Source organism: Paracoccus sp. P2 (assembly GCF_046335115.1).
In the GTDB taxonomy this organism is placed as follows: Bacteria; Pseudomonadota; Alphaproteobacteria; order Rhodobacterales; family Rhodobacteraceae; genus Paracoccus; species Paracoccus pantotrophus.
This window is the reverse complement of the sequence record NZ_JBGOSN010000035.1, coordinates 24713-41815: the sequence shown is the minus strand read 5'-3', so window position 1 is coordinate 41815 and position 17103 is coordinate 24713. Positions and strand designations below refer to the sequence as shown.

Annotated in this window: 12 protein-coding genes; 9 read left to right on the top strand and 3 right to left on the bottom strand. The window is 69.2% G+C overall.

Annotated elements, in window-relative coordinates; all coding sequences use genetic code 11:
• Window positions 1-76: 76 nt before the first annotated feature.
• From ACDP63_RS18350 to ACDP63_RS18340, 3 genes are all read right to left on the bottom strand, one after another.
• A complete protein-coding gene (locus tag ACDP63_RS18350) occupies window positions 77-2029 on the bottom strand; it encodes a YjbH domain-containing protein (protein ID WP_409928392.1) in 1953 nt (650 codons plus the stop codon).
• A gap of 89 nt (window positions 2030-2118) precedes the next feature.
• Entirely contained in the window at window positions 2119-2988 is an 870-nt protein-coding gene (locus ACDP63_RS18345; RefSeq protein WP_024844441.1) for a hypothetical protein, read from the bottom strand.
• 127 nt (window positions 2989-3115) lie between these two features.
• Window positions 3116-4498 (bottom strand): L-serine ammonia-lyase, encoded by a 1383-nt coding sequence (locus tag ACDP63_RS18340; RefSeq protein ID WP_024844442.1) that lies wholly within the window; start codon window positions 4496-4498, stop codon window positions 3116-3118.
• A gap of 228 nt (window positions 4499-4726) precedes the next feature.
• Between ACDP63_RS18340 and dusB the strand changes: the two genes are divergently transcribed.
• The 9 genes from dusB to hflX all read left to right on the top strand — a co-directional run bounded on the left by dusB (window position 4727) and on the right by hflX (window position 17064).
• On the top strand, window positions 4727-5761 hold the full coding sequence (dusB, locus tag ACDP63_RS18335) for a tRNA dihydrouridine synthase DusB (protein WP_024844443.1): 1035 nt from the start codon (window positions 4727-4729) through the stop codon (window positions 5759-5761).
• Window positions 5758-6915, top strand: a complete 1158-nt coding sequence (locus ACDP63_RS18330) for a two-component system sensor histidine kinase NtrB (RefSeq protein ID WP_024844444.1) — start codon at window positions 5758-5760, stop codon at window positions 6913-6915. The genes dusB and ACDP63_RS18330 overlap by 4 nt, the downstream gene beginning before the upstream one ends.
• 9 nt (window positions 6916-6924) lie before the next feature.
• A complete protein-coding gene (locus tag ACDP63_RS18325; protein ID WP_024844445.1) occupies window positions 6925-8367 on the top strand; it encodes a sigma-54-dependent transcriptional regulator in 1443 nt (480 codons plus the stop codon).
• Between the two features lie 85 nt (window positions 8368-8452).
• A complete protein-coding gene (locus ACDP63_RS18320) occupies window positions 8453-10711 on the top strand; it encodes a sensor histidine kinase NtrY-like (protein WP_024844446.1) in 2259 nt (752 codons plus the stop codon).
• Entirely contained in the window at window positions 10708-12096 is a 1389-nt protein-coding gene (locus ACDP63_RS18315) for a sigma-54-dependent transcriptional regulator (protein ID WP_024844447.1), read from the top strand. The genes ACDP63_RS18320 and ACDP63_RS18315 overlap by 4 nt, the downstream gene beginning before the upstream one ends.
• Window positions 12097-12438: 342 nt before the next feature.
• Window positions 12439-13815: a Trk system potassium transporter TrkA gene (trkA, locus tag ACDP63_RS18310; protein WP_024844448.1), complete on the top strand. Its 1377-nt coding sequence runs from the start codon at window positions 12439-12441 to the stop codon at window positions 13813-13815.
• 8 nt (window positions 13816-13823) lie between these two features.
• On the top strand, window positions 13824-15446 hold the full coding sequence (locus tag ACDP63_RS18305; RefSeq protein WP_409928391.1) for a potassium transporter TrkG: 1623 nt from the start codon (window positions 13824-13826) through the stop codon (window positions 15444-15446).
• A 76-nt stretch (window positions 15447-15522) separates the two neighbouring features.
• Window positions 15523-15756 (top strand): RNA chaperone Hfq, encoded by a 234-nt coding sequence (gene hfq, locus ACDP63_RS18300; RefSeq protein ID WP_409928390.1) that lies wholly within the window; start codon window positions 15523-15525, stop codon window positions 15754-15756.
• Window positions 15757-17064 (top strand): GTPase HflX, encoded by a 1308-nt coding sequence (gene hflX / locus ACDP63_RS18295; protein ID WP_024844450.1) that lies wholly within the window; start codon window positions 15757-15759, stop codon window positions 17062-17064. It begins immediately after the preceding gene.
• Window positions 17065-17103 lie beyond the last annotated feature (39 nt).

The window sequence follows — 17103 nt, the reverse complement described above, 5'->3', positions numbered from 1 at the left end:
CCCTCTATCGCTACGTCGATGCCAACGGAAACCTCAGGGACCACGGAAGGCGCGTTTTATCGGCTTAGCGTAGGATTTAGCACCGTCCGGCAGCAGACCCCAGGTACTTGCCGACGTCCAACTGCGCGGTGAAGCCGTTCGCGAATTCGTAATAGGCCGAGACATGGCCCGTCGTGACCTCGTAGTCGCGGAAGCCGAAGACATCCTCGAAATCGCGCTTCTTCACCCGGTTGATCTCGGCCCCGAAGGCCAGGGGCGAATTGGCGGGCTTCCACAGCACCTCGCCCGAGACGCCGCCATAGGCGCGTTCCAGCAGGCCCACGGTCAGGCGGGTATAGACCGCCTCGGTGGGCTGGGCATACCAGGCCAGCGTCAGCTCGGGGATGGTCGGGCTGTCATTGCCGGTATACATGCGCGTATCCGAGCGGACCCGAGGCACGCCCTTGAAGGATTCATAGGCCGGGTTCGAGACATATTCCTCGGGCGTGTAATGCTCGCCGCGGCCGCAGCGGTCCATGCCCGGCGGTGGTGTGTTGCCGGAGCTGCAGGGAATCCCCGGCCCGCGCTGCTCCATGCTGCCGAAGGCGCGCTGGCGCAGCGTTCCTGACAGGATCAGGCCCGGCGTGATCTCGTAACTGGCCTTGAGTTGCGCGCCGACCTCATAGCGCAGCGGATCTTGCGGATCGAACAGCCCCAGTTCCAGATAGGGCCCGAGGTTCCAGCGGAAGCGCGGGAACAGGCCCGGCGTCGTCACCAGATCGCCCGGCCGCGGCTCGGCATCGACCAGTTGCGCGGCCTGGGCGATGCGGCCGGCCTCGGTATTTTCCAGCCGCTCGACATCCGAACGCTTCAGCACCACGGACGAGGTCGCCATGCCCTCGGCGTTCGAGGTGATGACCAGCGTCTCGACCGAAGGCGGCAGGGCGCGGGTCATCAGCCGCGCGGTGCGGCCCACGGCCTCGGACTGCTGGATATAGCGGGTATTGCGGATGCGGACCTCGGCCCGGTTGCCGGACAGGGACATGGATTCGAGGATCTGGCCCTCGTCCTTCAGCGCTCCGGCCAGCGCGGTCTGGATCGCCGGCTGCGCGGTCGGATCGGCCGACCAGGCGCCCGACCAGCCCTCGGGATCGGCCGAGGGCGCGGGGCGCGGCTTGACCGGCGCCGGCGCCTTTTCCAGCCCCGAGGGGAAGGGCGCGTTGCGCGGGTTCAGCGCAAAGCTGAACTGGGCGCCGAACATGTCGCCGCCGATGGTATAGAGCCCGACCTGATAGCTGGGGCTGAAGGTGTAATAGGCGCCCAGGTTCAGCTTGCTGCCCGGCTCGCCGTCGCCCTGCGGGATCTCCTCGACATGGCCGTCGGGGAACAGGTTGCGGACCAGATACTTGTCGTTGGAATATTCCGCCACCAGCCGCAGCTTGTCGGTGGCCTGCCAGGTGATCGAGCCGAAGGGCCGGGCCTTGCCGCGGAACCATTCGTCGACCTGCGGCTTGCCGCCGGTGTCGCCGATCTCGATCAGGCGCGGATTGCCCCCCAGCGTGCCCCAGCCGATGCCGACGCTGGCGCGCAGCCGGGGCGTGATGGTCTTGGTCGCGACGATGTATTCGCCGGAATAGATGCCGGTGCCCAGGAAGTCCTGCAGGCCGATGGCCACGGCCGGGCGCCAGCCCTGCTCGTCCACGACCTGGAAGCGGATGTCGAACGAGCGGTCCCAGATATGGCCCAGCTCGTTGTGGTCGTTGATGCCTTCGACCCGGGAATAGCGCAGCGCGGTGGTGATACGCGGATGCAGCTGGAAGATCACGTTATGGCGCCGCGCCGCCTCGTTATAGGACACGGTGCCGCCCAGGGTGCCGTCGGGCAGCATCTCGGCCGTGGGGGTTTCGACCCCGCCCGGCAGGCCATAGCTGTTCAGCACATCGCCTATCAGCGGATCGGTGCGGGCCGGGCTGGTGCCGAGACCCAGAAGCAGCGCAACTGGCACGGTCGAGGCCAGCAGGCGACGGGTAAGCATCGAATGGGCGCGCATCGCGGCTCCTCTCAGGTCGTGGCCCGCAGCGGGGCGGCGGGTTGGGCCGGCGCCGCGCGGGCCTTGCCGCACGGCGCCCGGATCTTGGCTTATTCGCTCGGGGCGGGCGGCTCGGGCAGGATCAGGGCCGGGGCCGGGACGCCGCCGGCCGCATCCGACCCGCCGGCAGCCGGAGCGGTCCCCGGCGCGGCCGGGCTGTCGGCAGCGGGCGCTTCGGCATCGGCCGCGGTGCCGTTGGCCGGGGTCTCGGCCGTGCTGTCCGCCGAAGGGGCGGTCGAGGACGTGCTACCGGGCGCCGTGGTCGCGGGCGCGGTACCGGTCGCGGGCGTGGTGGGACCGGTAGGCTCGGCCGGAGTGGTCGCCGGGGTTTCCGTCTCGGGCGCTTCCGCCGCCGCCTCGGTCTCGGGCTTGGCCGCGGGCGCTGCCGGCTTCGGCTGGGTCTTGGGCTTGGGGGCCGCGGACGAGGCGCGCACCTGTGCCTTGGGCATGGTGTCGGTCGGAACGGCGCAGCCGCTCAGGCGCTGGCTGCCGACGCGCAGCCGCGCGGTGAAGGGTGTCTTCTGCCCGCCCATCTCGCATTCCGCCGCCTGGATGTTCAGCGCGAAGACCGAACCGTTCATCGAGCCGATGAACTCGACCCCCCGGCCATAGGCCATGCGCCGCACGGTGACGCCGACGGATTTCGCGCCGGGCCGTTCATAGACGGCGGTCTTGTCGGCGGCGGTCACGGTCCAGCCCGACCCCGCGGCGCGGAACATGGCGGTGCCCAGCGTGCTGGCCTCGGCGGTGGCGACGGGCTTGCCCTCGGCGCCGGTCTCGATCGGCTGTTCCAGCGGCGAGACGCTGGGCGGGCCGGAATGGGCGGGGGTTTCGGGTTCGGAGGACTGGAAGGGCAGTTCGCCGCAGGCGGCAAGGGCTACAGTCATCGTGAGAACGGCGAATGCCGAACGGAATTTCATCTGCTCAGTCCCGGTTCCGTAGGTTTTGCTTATGCTGATTGGCTACAGGAAGGGCAGGGCCGGGGCAAGCGCCGACAGGGGGCGGTCCGCGTCAAACCCCCGCTTTGCGCGATTCTTCGCACGCGACTCAGCAGTTCGGCACATTGACGGCCAGACCACCCAGCGAGGTTTCCTTGTATTTGTCGCTCATGTCGCGGCCGGTCTGGCGCATGGTCTCGATGGCGGCGTCCAGCGGCACGAAATGCTGGCCATCGCCGCGCAGGGCCAGGCTGGCCGCCGAGACCGCCTTGATGGCGCCCAGGCCGTTCCGCTCGATGCAGGGCACCTGCACCAGCCCCTTCACCGGGTCGCAGGTCATGCCCAGGTGATGCTCCAGCGCGATCTCGGCGGCGTTCTCGACCTGGGCGGGGCTGCCGCCCATCGCGGCGCAGATCCCCGCTGCCGCCATGGCGCTGGCCGATCCGACCTCGGCCTGGCAGCCGCATTCCGCGCCCGAGATCGAGGCGTTGTGCTTGATGAGCCCACCGATGGCCGCCGCCGTCAGCAGAAACTCGTCGAGTTGGCGTTCCGAGGCGCCCGGCACGTGGTCCAGCCAATAGCGGATCACCGCCGGCACCACCCCGGCCGCGCCGTTGGTGGGTGCGGTCACCACCTGGCCGCCGGCGGCGTTCTCCTCGTTCACCGCCATGGCATAGATCGACATCCAGTCGTTGATGACATGCGGCGCGGTCAGGTTCATGCCGGCCTCGGCCCTCAGCGCCTCGTGGATGGCGGCGGCGCGGCGGCGGATCGACAGCCCGCCGGGCAGGATGCCGCCGGTCGCCAGCCCCCGGTCCATGCAGTCGCGCATGACTTGCCAGATGCGGCGGAGGCCGGCGGAAATCTCGGCATCGCTGCGAAAGACCCGCTCGTTCTCGCGTTTCATCTGGGCGATGGACCTGCCCGATCTTTCGGCCATCTCCAGCATCTCGGCGGCCGAGGCGAAGGGGAAGGGCACCTTGGGCGAGGCGTCGGTGCGGGTGTCGTCGCCGCGCGCCGCCAGCTCGGCCTCGGTCATCACGAAACCGCCGCCGATCGAGTAATAGACCTCGCGGAAGATCACGTCGCCCTGCGCGTCGGTCGCCATCAGCACCATGCCGTTGGCATGGCCGGGCAGGGCGCGGTCATAGTCGAAGATCAGGTCGCGCGCCGGGTCGAAGGCCAGGTCGCCCAGTCCCTCGGGCGACAGGATCCTGGTTTCGCGGTTGCGGGCCAGCGCCGCCTCGGCGGCCTCGGCATCCATGGTTTCGGGCAGGAATCCGGCCAGGCCCAGGATGGTGGCGCGGTCGGTCGCATGACCCTTGCCGGTGAATGCCAGGCTGCCATGCAGGCTGGCGCGCAGCCCGTGCGTGCGGAACGGCTGCTGGCGCAGTGCGTCCAGAAAGCGGCCTGCGGCCACCATCGGCCCCATGGTATGGGACGAGGACGGGCCGACTCCGATCTTGAAGATGTCGAAGACGGAAAGAAACATCGCGCACTCCCTGGCTGGCGCGGCAAGCCTAGCCGCGGACCCGGCGGCAGGCCAGAGCGGTTGCGACAGCGCGCCTGAAGCTCCGCGACATTTGACGAATCCGGGCCTGCCGACTATTTAGGCATCAAGCATTAAAAAGCGGCAAATTCGAGCGCGTCGGGAAAGCCTGCCGATCGGGCGCAAGCCGTTTTCTTTCGCATCCCCGCCGGCTGGCCTACGAGTTTTCCCATGACATTGCCCGAACCCATCATCCTTGGCTCCACGCGGCTCGGCCCGCCGGTCTTCCTGGCGCCCATGGCCGGGATCACCGACCTGCCCTTTCGCCGCGCCGTGGCGCGCCATGGCGGGGCGGGGCTGATGGTCAGCGAGATGGTCGCCTCGACCGAGATGGTGACGCCGCGCCCCTCGACCCGCGCCGCCGTGCGCGCCAAGGCGCTGACCGAGGGCGAATTGCCGGTCAGCGTCCAGATCGCCGGGCGCGAGGCGGGGGCGATGGCGGAAACCGCGCGAATCGTCGCCGGCATGGGCGCGCGCATCGTCGACATCAACATGGGCTGCCCGGCCAAAAAGGTGACGGGGGGGCTGTCGGGCGCTGCGCTGATGCGCGATCTCGACCACGCGCTGGGGCTGATCGACGCGGTGGTCGCCGCCGTGCCCGACCTGCCGGTGACGCTGAAGATGCGGCTGGGCTGGGACGCGGATTGCCTGAATGCGCCGGAACTGGCCGCCCGCGCCGCCGGGGCGGGCGTCAGGATGCTGACCATACACGGCCGCACTCGCGCGCAGTTCTATACCGGCAGCGCCGACTGGAATGCCATCCGCGAGGTCGCGAACCTGCCCGGCCGGCCGCCGCTGGTCGCCAATGGCGATGTGGTGGACGCGGCCTCGGCTCGCGCGGCGCTGCGCCAGTCCGGCGCCGATGCGGTCATGGTGGGCCGCGGCGCCCAGGGCGCGCCCTGGCGGCTGGCGCAGATCGCGCATGCGCTGTGGAACACGCCGGCGCCGGACATTCCCCAGGGCGCCCGCCTGGCCGAGGCGGTGGCCGAGCATTACGACGACATCCTGTCGCTTTACGGGCGCGAACTGGGCCTGCGCGTCGCCCGCAAGCACCTGGGCTGGTATGCCGAGTCGAACGGCGCCCCGAACCGCGCCGAACTCTTGCGCGCGCCCACGCCCGAGGCCGCGCTGGCCGCGATCCGCGCCGGTTTCGGCGATGCCGATGCCGCCCATGCCAATGCCCAGGCGACCGAGGTGCCTTCATGACAAGCCGGCCCAGGTCCGACATCCTGCCCGATCCCGAGATGGAGGCCGGCGGCGGTTTCACCCCGGCAGAGGTCGGGCCGAACTGGGCGGCGCTTCCCTTGCCCGCGATCATCCTGGACGCAGAGGGCCGCATCGCCGCGATGAACGACCTGGCCGAGGCTTTCCTGAACATCTCCTGCCGCTCGTCGCTGGGGCAGGCGCTGGAAGGGGCCGAGATGCTCAAGCGGCTGCGCATCGTGCCCACCCTGGGCTCGATCCTGGAGCGGATGCGCGAGGGCCATGACGCGCTGAACCGCGCCGGCGTGCGTTTCGAGATCGGCGACCGCTCGGGCGGGCATTCCGACCGCATCGGCACCATCCATGCCGGCCCCGCGCCCAGCCCGGCGGGGGGCACGGTGATCCTGATCTCGCCCCTGGAGGGGGCCGGGCGGCTTGGGCAGGGGCAGGCGGCGCGCTCGGCCGCGCGTTCGGCCATCGGCATGGCCGAGATGCTGGCGCATGAGATCAAGAACCCGCTGGCCGGCATCCGCGGCGCGGCGCAGCTGATCGGCATGAACCTCAAGGCCGAGGACCGCGACCTCGCCGACCTGATCGTGGCGGAATCGCGCCGCATCGTCGAATTGCTGGACCAGGTGGAACGCTTCGGCGACACCTCGGCGCCGCGGCTGGCGGCGGTGAACATCCATGACGTGCTGGAGCGAGTGCGCCGCTCGGCCGCGGTGGGCTTCGGCAAGGGGTTGCGCATCGTGCCCGATTACGACCCCTCGCTGCCGCCGGCGTTGGTCGATGCCGACCAACTGGTGCAGGTCTGCCTGAACCTGGTCAAGAACGCCGCCGAGGCCATCGGCCGGACGGGGCAGGGCGGCAGCATCCGCCTGCGCAGCTTCTACGACGGCACCCTGCGGCTGGCGCCGACCGAGGCCGAGCCGCAGGGCCGCAGCCTGCCCCTGCAGATCGAGATCGAGGATGATGGCCCCGGCATCCCCGAAACGCTGATCGCCGAGGTCTTCGAGCCCTTCGTCTCGGGGCGCGAGAACGGCACCGGCCTCGGCCTGGCGCTGGTTTCCAAGATCATCACCGACCACGGCGCCTGGATCGCGCTGGAATCGCGCCCCGGTCGCACCGTTTTCCGCATTTCACTGCCCAAAGCCTGAGGTTTTCCCATGGACGGCACCGTTCTGATCGCTGACGACGACCGCACCATCCGCACGGTCCTGACCCAGGCCCTGACCCGCGCCGGCTGCCGGGTCCATGCCACCGGCTCGCTGGCGCAACTGCTGCGCTGGGTCGAGGAGGGACGGGGCGACCTGGTCATCACCGACGTGATGATGCCCGACGGAAACGGCATCGACATGATCCCGGCGATCCGCAAGGCGCGGCCCGACCTGCCGGTGATCGTGATCTCGGCCCAGAACACCATCGTTACCGCCATCCGCGCCACCGAGGCCGCTGCCTTCGATTACCTGCCCAAGCCCTTCGACCTGCCGGACCTGATGGCGCGTGCCGGCCAGGCGCTGTCGCGGCGGCTGCGCAAATCCGATCCCGCACCGGCACCGGCGGCGCCCGAGACCGGCGCCGATCCCGCCTTGCCGCTGATCGGCCATGCGCCGGCGATGCAGAACCTGTTCCGCATGGTCGCGCGGGTGCTGAACGCCGACCTGCCGGTGATGATCGCCGGCGAGGCCGGGGTGGGCAAGACCGTGGTCGCGCGCTCGTTCCACGACCTGTCGGACCGGCGCGAGGCGGGATTCGTCGTGCTGACCTCGGCCGACCTGTCCGAGGAGACCATCCATGGCACCGCCGACCGCGCCCAGGGCGGCACGCTGCTGATCGAGGATCCGGCCGGTTTCGACGCCGCCGCCCAAGCCCGGCTGATCGGCATGATCGAAGCATGGGAGGTCGGCCCCGGCCGCAACCTGATGCCGCGCCTGATTTCCACCACCGGGCCCGATCCGCAGGCCGATGTCGCCTCGGGCCGGCTGCGGGCCGACCTGTATTACCGGCTGGCGGGCGTGACGGTCACCGTGCCGCCGCTGCGCGCCCGGCTGGACGACATCCCGCCGCTGGCGCGTCACCTGCTGGCCCGCGCCGCGGCGCAGGGCCTGCCGCTGCGCACGCTTTCCGAAGGCGCGGCGGCGCTGATCCGCGCCTATCCCTTTCCGGGCAACGTGCGCGAGCTGGAAAACCTGATGCGGCGGCTGGCGCTGACCGCCGCGGCCGCCGAGATCACCGAGGCCGAGACCCGCGCCGCGCTGGCGGAATCCAGCCCCATCGTGCCGCCGGCCGCGGTTGCCGCGCCCGCCGCCGCGATGGCGGCCAGCCCCGCCGTCACGCCGCTGGGCGAGCCCGCGAACATGCGGCTGGCGCAATCGGTCGAGATGCATCTGCAACGCTATTTCGACCTGCATGGCGACGACCTGCCGCCGCCCGGCCTTTACGACCGCATCCTGCGCGAGATCGAAAAGCCGCTCCTGGAGATCGCGCTGGACGCCACCGGCGGCAATCAGCTGCGTTGTGCCGATCTTCTGGGCATCAATCGCAATACGCTGCGCAAGAAACTGACCGATCTGAATATCGAGGTGACACGGCGCCGCAAACTGATGTAAAACAGCCACAGATGGCCTTGCGAGAGTCGCTTAACGGCCACAGGAAGGCCGCGGCACAGCGGCGAAACCGTGAGGACGGGCAAAGGTGGCGGGAACGCTGTCCAGGGACACATGGGAACGCGTCGCACGGCTGCGGCGCCTGCGGCTTTATCGCAATACCGCGACGCTTGGCCTTGCCCTGCTGGGCCCGGCGCTGGCCGGCCTGACCTTCGCGGTGATGGGGCCGTTCGCCGGCGCCACCTCGGGCGGCTCGGTGCTGCGGCTGGTGCTGCTGGCGGACCTGCTTTACCTGATCGTGCTGACCGGCCTGGTCGTGGCGCGCATGGCGCGGATCGTCGCGGCGCGGCGCAAGTCGGCGGCGGGCTCGCGGCTGCACATGCGGCTGGTGGGCGTGTTCGCCACCATCGCGCTGGTGCCGACGGTGCTGGTGGCGCTGTTCGCCGGGCTGACGGTGAACATCGGCCTGGAAGGCTGGTTCTCGAACCGGGTGCAGCAGGTGGTCTCGACCTCGCTCTCGGCCGCCGAGGCCTATCAGGACGAGCATCGCCGCGACCTGACCAACGATGCCAAGCTGCTGGCCGGGGCGCTGACCCAGGCCGCGCGGCAGAACCCGATGCTGGACGACGGCGACCTGCGGCTGCTGCTGTCGGACTATCAAAGCCAGATCCAGCGCGGGTTGCGCGAGGCCTATATCGTCGATGGCCGCGGCACCATCCGCGCGCGGGGCGAGCGCAGCTATCAGTTCTGGTACGAGGAGCCCTCTCCCGCCCAGTTTGACGAGGCGGCGATGCGCGGTCTGGTGCTGATCGAGGATTGGCAGAACAACGAGTTCCGCGCCCTGGTGCCGCTGGTGCCCCTGGCCGACCGCTATCTCTACGTCACGCGCGACGTGGACGGCAGCCTGCTGGGGCTGTTGGACGACACCCGCCAGACCGTCGGCGAATATCAGCGCCTGGAGCAGGAACGCGGCCGGGTTCTGTTCGAATTTTCCTTGCTGTATCTGGGGTTTGCCCTGCTTCTGGTCGCGGCGGCGATGTGGCTGGGCCTGTGGTTCGCCGACCGGCTGTCGCGGCCCATCGGCCGGCTGGCCGAGGCCTCCGAGCAGGTGGGCGAGGGCAACCTGGACTTCCAGATCCCCGCGCCCGATACCGGCGACGAGATCCAGACGCTGGGCGAAAGCTTCAACCGCATGACCCGGCAGTTGAAGCAGCAGCGCCAGGAACTGGTCGAAAGCTATCGCGCTGCCGACGACCAGCGCCGGCTGTTCGATTCCGTGCTGTCCTCGGTCACGGCCGGGGTGATCGGTCTCGACGCGGCGGGAGAGATCGACTTCCTGAACCGCTCGGCCGCCCGGCTGCTGGGCCTCGACCCGGCGGCGGCGCATGACCGGCTGCTCTCCGAGGCGGTGCCGGAATTCGCGCCGCTGTTCGAGCGGCTGGCGCAATCCGTGAACGAATCGGTGCAGGACGAGATCCGCCTGACCCGCGAGGGTCGGGTGGAGAGCCTGCTGGTGCGCATGGCGATCCGGCGCGGCGCGGCCGGCGGCCTCGAAGGCTATGTGGTGGCGCTGGACGACGTGACCGACCTGGTCTCGGCGCAGCGCATGGCGGCCTGGGGCGACGTGGCGCGCCGCGTCGCGCATGAGATCAAGAACCCGCTGACCCCGATCCAGCTTTCGGCCGAACGGCTGAAGCGCAAGTTCGGCCCCATCGCCGGCGAGGAACGCGAGGCGCTGGAGCAATATACCGAGGTCATCATCCGCCAGACCAACGACCTGCGCCGGATCGTGGACGAGTTCAGCCGCTTTGCCCGCATGCCCGAGCCGGACCGCAAGGAAACCGACATCGCCAAGCTCTTGCGCGATGCCGAGCTGATGCAGCGCGACGCGCTGCAAGGCGCGCTGATCTCGGACATTCCCGACGAGCCGGTGATCGTGGATGCCGATGCCGGCATGATGCGGCAGGTCTTCACCAACCTGTTGAAGAACGCGGGCGAGGCGCTGGACGAGTTGCGCGCGAACCCGCCCGAGGGCTGGGTGCCGCAGGTCCGGGTCTCGCTGCGCTCGGCCCCCGATGCGGTGACGATCCGCATCGCCGACAACGGGCCCGGCCTGCCGCAGGACCGCACCCGGCTGTTCGAGCCCTATGTGACGATGAAGCCCGGCGGCACCGGCCTCGGCCTGCCCATCGTCAAGAAGATCGTCGAGGAACACGGCGGCAGCCTGATGCTGACCGACACCCCCGAAGGACGCGGCGCCATGGCCGAAATCCGCCTGCCGCGCGAACGCCAGCCGGTGCGGCTTTCCGCGCGCCGCCAGAAAAACGAGCAGGAAGCAATGAAATGAGCGATATTCTGATTGTCGACGACGAGCGGGACATCCGGGAACTGATCTCCGACATCCTGCGCGACGAGGGCTTCTCGACCCGCCTTGCCGCCAATTCCGACCAGGCGGTGGCCGAGCTGAACGCGGCCGAGCCGGCGCTGATGATCCTCGACATCTGGCTCAAGGACAGCAAGATGGACGGGATCGACATCCTCAAGCAGGTCAAGCGCAACAATCCCGAGGTGCCGGTGGTCATCATCTCGGGCCATGGCAATATCGAGATCGCGGTGGCGGCGATCAAGCAGGGCGCCTACGACTTCATCGAGAAGCCCTTCAACATCGACCAGCTGCTGGTGGTGATCCGCCGCGCCATGGAGACGGCGCGGCTGCGCCGCGAGAACTCGACGCTCAGGCGCGGCGAGGCACGGGCGGCCGAGATGCTGGGCAATTCCGCGCCCTTCCGCCGGCTGCGCGAACAGCTCGACAAGGTGGCGAAATCGAACGGCCGGGTGATGCTGACCGGCGAGCCGGGGGCGGGCAAGGAGATCGCCGCGCGCTATGTCCACGCCCACAGCCCGCGCGCGCGCGAACCCTTCGTCACCGTGCCCTGCGCCACCATCGAGCCCGAACACATGGAGGAGGTGCTTTTCGGCCGCGAAACGCCCGAGCGCGGCATCGAGGCGGGTCTCCTGGAGCAGGCGCATGGCGGGGTGATCTATTTCGACGAGGTGGCGGACATGCCGCTGGGCACCCAGCCCAAGATCCTGCGCGTGCTGACCGAGCAGCAGTTCCAGCGCGCCGGCGGCACCGACAAGGTGCGGGTGGACCTGCGGGTGATCTCCTCGACCAATCGCGATCTTTCGGCCGAGATCGCCGCGGGCCGCTTCCGGCAGGAGCTTTACGACCGGCTGAACGTGGTGCCGGTGGCGGTGCCCTCGCTGGCCGAGCGGCGCGACGATATCCCGCTGCTGGCCTCACATTTCATCGAACAGTTCCATGCCGGCCAGGGCCTGCCGCTGCGCGCGCTGCCCGAGGAGACCTGCGCCGCGCTGCAGGCGATGAACTGGCCGGGCAATATCCGCCAGCTGCGCAATGTGATCGAGCGGGTGCTGATCCTGGGCGACGGCACCGGGCCGATCCAGCCCTCGGAACTGGAAGGCCAGAACGGCAGCGCCAGCACCAGCGAGGCCCTGGCGCTCGGCCCGCAGATCACCAGCCTGGCGCTGCGCGAGGCGCGCGAACTCTTCGAGCGCGAATACCTGCTGGCGCAGATCAACCGCTTCGGCGGCAATATCAGCCGCACGGCGCAATTCGTCGGCATGGAGCGTTCGGCGCTGCATCGCAAGCTCAAGTCGCTCGGCGTCGTCGGCGGCATGCGCGTCGAGGAGGAGCTGATGGGGAAATGATGGCGGCGCCATGCCGGTGGCGCGGTCGCATGGGTATTTATGGAACAGAGAAGCACGGGAACTGCGCCCCGGCCACCCCCGCGGATCAGGCGGGACAGGTTTTGGCCAGGTGACCGGGGCGACTTCTCCGTTCGCGGTCATCGGCTCCCCAGCCTGTACCGCGCAACCAGGCTAGGCGGAAAAGATTGAGAAATCCTTAACGGCTTCTTCGTTCTGCAAATACCCATGCGGCGATGACGCAGGCGGTATGGCTGCACGGCTGGTCCTGATGTTTTCGCTGTATCCGTCGCCTGCGGCCCGCGCTAGGATCGCGCTTCACGAAGGGGTTGAACCGGGGCCGGAATGAAGATCATCATCTGCGGGGCGGGGCAGGTCGGCTGGCATATCGCGCGCCATCTTGCGGGCGAGCGCAACGATGTCACCATCATCGACACCAATGCCGAGTTGATCCGGCGCGCCACCGATGCGCTGGACGTGCAGGGCGTGACCGGCTTTGCCAGCCATCCCGACGTGCTGGACCGCGCCGGCGCGCGCGATGCCGACCTGATCATCGCCGCAACCCATTCGGACGAGGTCAACATGGTCACCTGCCAGGTCGCCCATTCCGTCTTCCAGGTGCCGAGGAAGATCGCGCGGCTGCGCAGCTCGGCCTATCTGGACGCGATCTGGTCCGATCTCTACCGCACTGACCACCTGCCCATCGACGTCGTCATCAGCCCCGAGCGCGAGGTGGCGCGGGCGGCGATGCAGCGGCTTTCCGCGCCCTCGACCTTCGATGCCGAGACCTTCCTGGAAGGGCGGCTGCATCTGCTGGGGATCTCGCTCGAGCCTGACAGCCCGGTGCTGAACACGCCCCTGCGGCAGCTCAACGACATGTTCATCAGCCTCAGCGCCATCGTCGCCGGGGTGCGGCGTGGCGGCAAGCTCTTCGCGCCCGAGCCGGGCGACCAGCTTTTCGAGGGCGACCAGGTCTATGTCTTCACCCTGACCGAGGACGTGGCGCGCACGCTGGAGATCTTCGGCAAGCCCATGGCCAAGCAGGAAAGCGTCGTCATCATCGGTGCGGGCAATGTGGGCCTGGCCGTCGCCCAATCGCTCGAGGCGCGCCCCGAGCGCATCCGCGTCAAGCTGATCGAGCGCAGCCGCGCCCGCGCCGAGGATGCGGCCGATGCGCTCAACCGCACCATCGTGCTGAACGGCGACGGGCTGTCGGCCGAATTGCTGGAGGAGGCGGCCGTGCCGCGCGCCGATGCGGTCCTGGCCATCACCGACGACGACAAGACCAACATCCTGGCCGCGGTGCGCGCCAAGCAGGCGGGCGCGAAGCTTGCGATCTCGCTGGTCAACGACCCCACGCTGATGTCGCTGATGGAGCCTCTGGACATCGACGCCTTCATCAACCCGCGTGCCAGTACCGTCTCGACCATCCTGCGCCATATCCGGCACGGACGGGTGCGCGACATCTATTCCATCGGCGATGCCGAAGCCGAGGTGATCGAGGCGCAGGTGCTTTCGACCTCGCCCATCGCCGGCCGGGCCGTGCGCGACATCGAGTTTCCCGAAGGCGCGCTGATGGGCGCCGTGCGCAAGGGCGAGCGCGTGGTCAAGCCGACGGGCGACCTGCGCATCGAGGAGGGCGACATCGTGGTGATCTTTGCCCTCGTCTCCGACATTCCCGAGGTCGAACGCCTGCTGCAGGTCTCGATCGACTTCTTCTGAGGCCGGGGATGGGGTTTTTGCTGCGCCTGCCGCTTATCGTGATCCTGGGGGGTATCGGCGCGCTGGCGATGGTGGTGCCGGGGCTTTACGCCCATGCGCTGGACAGCCACAAGATCGGCTCGATCTTCCTGGGCGCGGCGGGGCTTTTCGTGATCCTGGCCGCGATCCTAGGGCTGGCGACCGCCGACCGGCCCGAGGGGCCGCGGGCGCGCAGCGTGCTTCTGACCATGCTGGGTACCATGGTGCTGCTGCCGGCCATGCTGGCCGTGCCCTTTGCCATGGCCTTGCCCGATACCGGCTTCTTCAATGCCTGGTGGGAGATGATCTCCTGTCTGACCACCACCGGCGCTACGCTTTACTCGGCCGATCTGCTGCCGGCGCCGCTGCATCTGTGGCGCGCCATGGTCGGCTGGCTGGGCGGGCTGTTCATGCTGGTCGCGGCTATCGCACTGCTGGCGCCCCTGCGGGTGGGGGGATTCGAGATCATGTCCTCGCCCTATGGTCGCAGCGAAAGGTTCGAGCGCCTGCCGCGCTCGGCCGAGGGCCCGGATGCCCTGGCCCCGCTGACCCATCCCGCCTTCCAGACCGAACTGGCCGATCCGGCACATCGGGTGATGCGGGCGGGCCGGGTGGTGCTGCCGGTCTATGCCGGGCTGACTCTGCTGATGTGGACGCTGCTGCTGATGCTGGGCGAGACCGGGCTGGTGGCGCTGAGCCGCGCCATGGGCACGCTGTCGACCAGCGGCATCAGCCCGGTCGCCGGCCCCGCCGGGCAGGGCAGCGGCATCGCCGGCGAGGTGGTGATCTTCCTGTTCCTGATCCCTGCGCTGTCGCGCCGCTTCTGGCCCGGCGGCGGCGAGCTGAAGGCCAGCGAGAGTTGGATCGAGGATCCCGAGCTGCGCATGGCCGCTGGCGTGGTGCTGCTGGTCTCGGTCCTGCTGTTCGCGCGGCATTTCGCCGGGGCCATCGGCGTTTCCCCGACCGGGGCCAAGGGGGTGCTGGACACGCTCGACAGCGCCGCCTCGGCCGCATGGGGAGGTATCTTCAACGGGCTGAGCTATCTGACCACGACCGGCTGGAACTCGGTCGAATGGCAAGGCGCGCGCAACTGGTCGGGGCTGAGCTCGCCCGGGCTAATGCTGGCGGGGCTGGCGATGATGGGCGGCGGCGTCGCCACCACCGCGGGGGGCGTCAAGCTGCTCAGGGTCTATGCGCTCGCCCGCCATTCCGAGCGCGAGCTGGAGCGGATCGTACACCCGGCCTCGGTCGGCGGCGGCGGGCTGATGGCGCGGCGGCTGCGGCGCGAGGGGGCCTATCTCGCCTTCATCTTCTTCATGCTCTTCGCCAGTTCCATCGCGGTGACGGTGATGCTGATCTCGCTGCAGCGCATCGAGTTCGATTCGGCCACCATCCTGTCCATCGCGGCGCTGACCAATACCGGCCCGCTGGCCGGCGCGATTCCGCTGACACCGACCTTCCAGGGCTCGGCCGGCATGGCGGGGGCGCCCTGGGCGGGCTGGGCCGGGCTGCCGGGGCTGACCAAGGCGGTTCTGGCCGGGGCCATGGTGGTCGGACGGGTCGAGACGCTGGCGATCCTGGCGCTGGTTTCGCCCGAATATTGGCGCCGCTAGCCCGGATCACATGCTTGCAAGCCGCTGCCCGCTCGCCTAAGTCTTGAAAACCAGCGATAAGAACAAGGTGCCCCGAATGGCCGGCGACAAACAGAACCTCCAGGACGCTTTTCTGAACCATGTGCGCAAGGGCAAGGTCCCGGTGACGATTTTCCTTATCAACGGTGTGAAATTGCAGGGTGTCATCACCTGGTTCGACAATTTCTGCGTGCTTTTGCGCCGCGATGGGCAATCGCAGCTTGTCTACAAGCACGCCATCTCGACCATCATGCCGAGGCAGCCGATCAGCCTCTATGACGGCGAGGACTGATTGGCCGAGCCGTCGGAAACCCGCGAGCGGCCGACCCGGGCCTATGTGATCCATCCCGATCTGGGCAATTCGCGCACCCGCCGCTCGCCCGAGCTGGCGCTGGAGGAGGCGGTGGCGCTCGCCCATGCGCTGCCCGCCATCGAGGTGGCCGGGGCCGAGGTGGCGCGGCTGCGCAATCCCGATCCGGGCATGCTGTTCTCCAAGGGCAAGCGCGAGGAGATCGGCCAGCACCTCAAGGCCGCCGCCGAGGGCGAGGGGGCGGAACTGGTGCTGATCGACGGGCCGGTGACGCCGGTCCAGCAGCGCAACCTGGAAAAGGAATGGGGCGTCAAGATCCTCGACCGGACCGGGCTGATTCTCGAGATCTTCGCGGATCGCGCCCAGACGCGCGAGGGCGTCTTGCAGGTGGAACTGGCCGCGCTGGCCTATCAGCGCACCCGGCTGGTCAGGGCCTGGACGCACCTGGAGCGCCAGCGCGGCGGCTTGGGCTTCGTCGGCGGTCCCGGCGAGACGCAGATCGAGGCCGACCGCCGCGCCATCGACGAACAGGTGGTGCGCCTGCGCCGGCAGCTCGAGCGGGTGGTCAAGACCCGCGAGCTGCACCGCAAGGCCCGCGCCAAGGTGCCCTATCCCATCGTCGCGCTGGTCGGCTATACCAACGCCGGGAAATCCACGCTTTTCAACAGGCTGACCGGGGCCGAGGTCTTGGCGCAGGACCAGCTTTTCGCCACGCTGGACCCGACCATGCGGCAGATGGTGCTGCCCGGCGGCCGGCGGGTGATCCTGTCGGACACGGTGGGCTTCATCAGCGACCTGCCGCATGAGCTGGTCGCCGCCTTCCGCGCCACGCTGGAGGAGGTGCTGGCCGCCGACCTGATCCTGCATGTGCGCGACATCAGCCATCCCGAGACCGAGGAGCAGGCCGGCGACGTGGGCGAGATCCTCGATTCGCTGGGGGTCGAGGAGGACGTGCCGCTGATCGAGGTCTGGAACAAGATCGACGCGCTGTCGCCCGAGACCCGTGCCGCCCTGCGGCGCACCGATGCGCGCACCGAGGGCGTGCAGGCGATCTCGGCCCTGTCGGGCGAGGGGCTGGACGATCTGCTGGCCGCCGTCGAGGCGCGGCTGGCCGAGGCGCTGGACGAGCCGCGCCGCGAGGCCGAACTGGTGCTGCCGCATTCGGACGGCCGGCGCCGGGCCTGGCTGCATGAGCAGGGCGTGGTCGCGGCCGAAGAGGTCGCCGAAGAGGGGGTGCGGCTGCGGCTGCGCTGGACGGACCGGCAAAGGGCGGCCTTCGAGGGGCTTTGAGGACGAATTCTCGCTGGGCGAGGGACAAGGGCCTTGGCG

Excerpts from the sequence above, each read along its gene's own strand:
- ACDP63_RS18350 (WP_409928392.1), bottom strand. The coding sequence starts at position 2,029 with ATGCGCGCCCATTCGATGCTTACCCGTCGCCTGCTGGCCTCGACCGTG.
- ACDP63_RS18345 (WP_024844441.1), bottom strand. The coding sequence starts at position 2,988 with ATGAAATTCCGTTCGGCATTCGCCGTTCTCACGATGACTGTAGCCCTT.
- ACDP63_RS18340 (WP_024844442.1), bottom strand. The coding sequence starts at position 4,498 with ATGTTTCTTTCCGTCTTCGACATCTTCAAGATCGGAGTCGGCCCGTCC.
- dusB (WP_024844443.1), top strand. The coding sequence starts at position 4,727 with ATGACATTGCCCGAACCCATCATCCTTGGCTCCACGCGGCTCGGCCCG.
- ACDP63_RS18330 (WP_024844444.1), top strand. The coding sequence starts at position 5,758 with ATGACAAGCCGGCCCAGGTCCGACATCCTGCCCGATCCCGAGATGGAG.
- ACDP63_RS18325 (WP_024844445.1), top strand. The coding sequence starts at position 6,925 with ATGGACGGCACCGTTCTGATCGCTGACGACGACCGCACCATCCGCACG.
- ACDP63_RS18315 (WP_024844447.1), top strand. The coding sequence starts at position 10,708 with ATGAGCGATATTCTGATTGTCGACGACGAGCGGGACATCCGGGAACTG.
- trkA (WP_024844448.1), top strand. The coding sequence starts at position 12,439 with ATGAAGATCATCATCTGCGGGGCGGGGCAGGTCGGCTGGCATATCGCG.
- ACDP63_RS18305 (WP_409928391.1), top strand. The coding sequence starts at position 13,824 with ATGGGGTTTTTGCTGCGCCTGCCGCTTATCGTGATCCTGGGGGGTATC.
- hfq (WP_409928390.1), top strand. The coding sequence starts at position 15,523 with ATGGCCGGCGACAAACAGAACCTCCAGGACGCTTTTCTGAACCATGTG.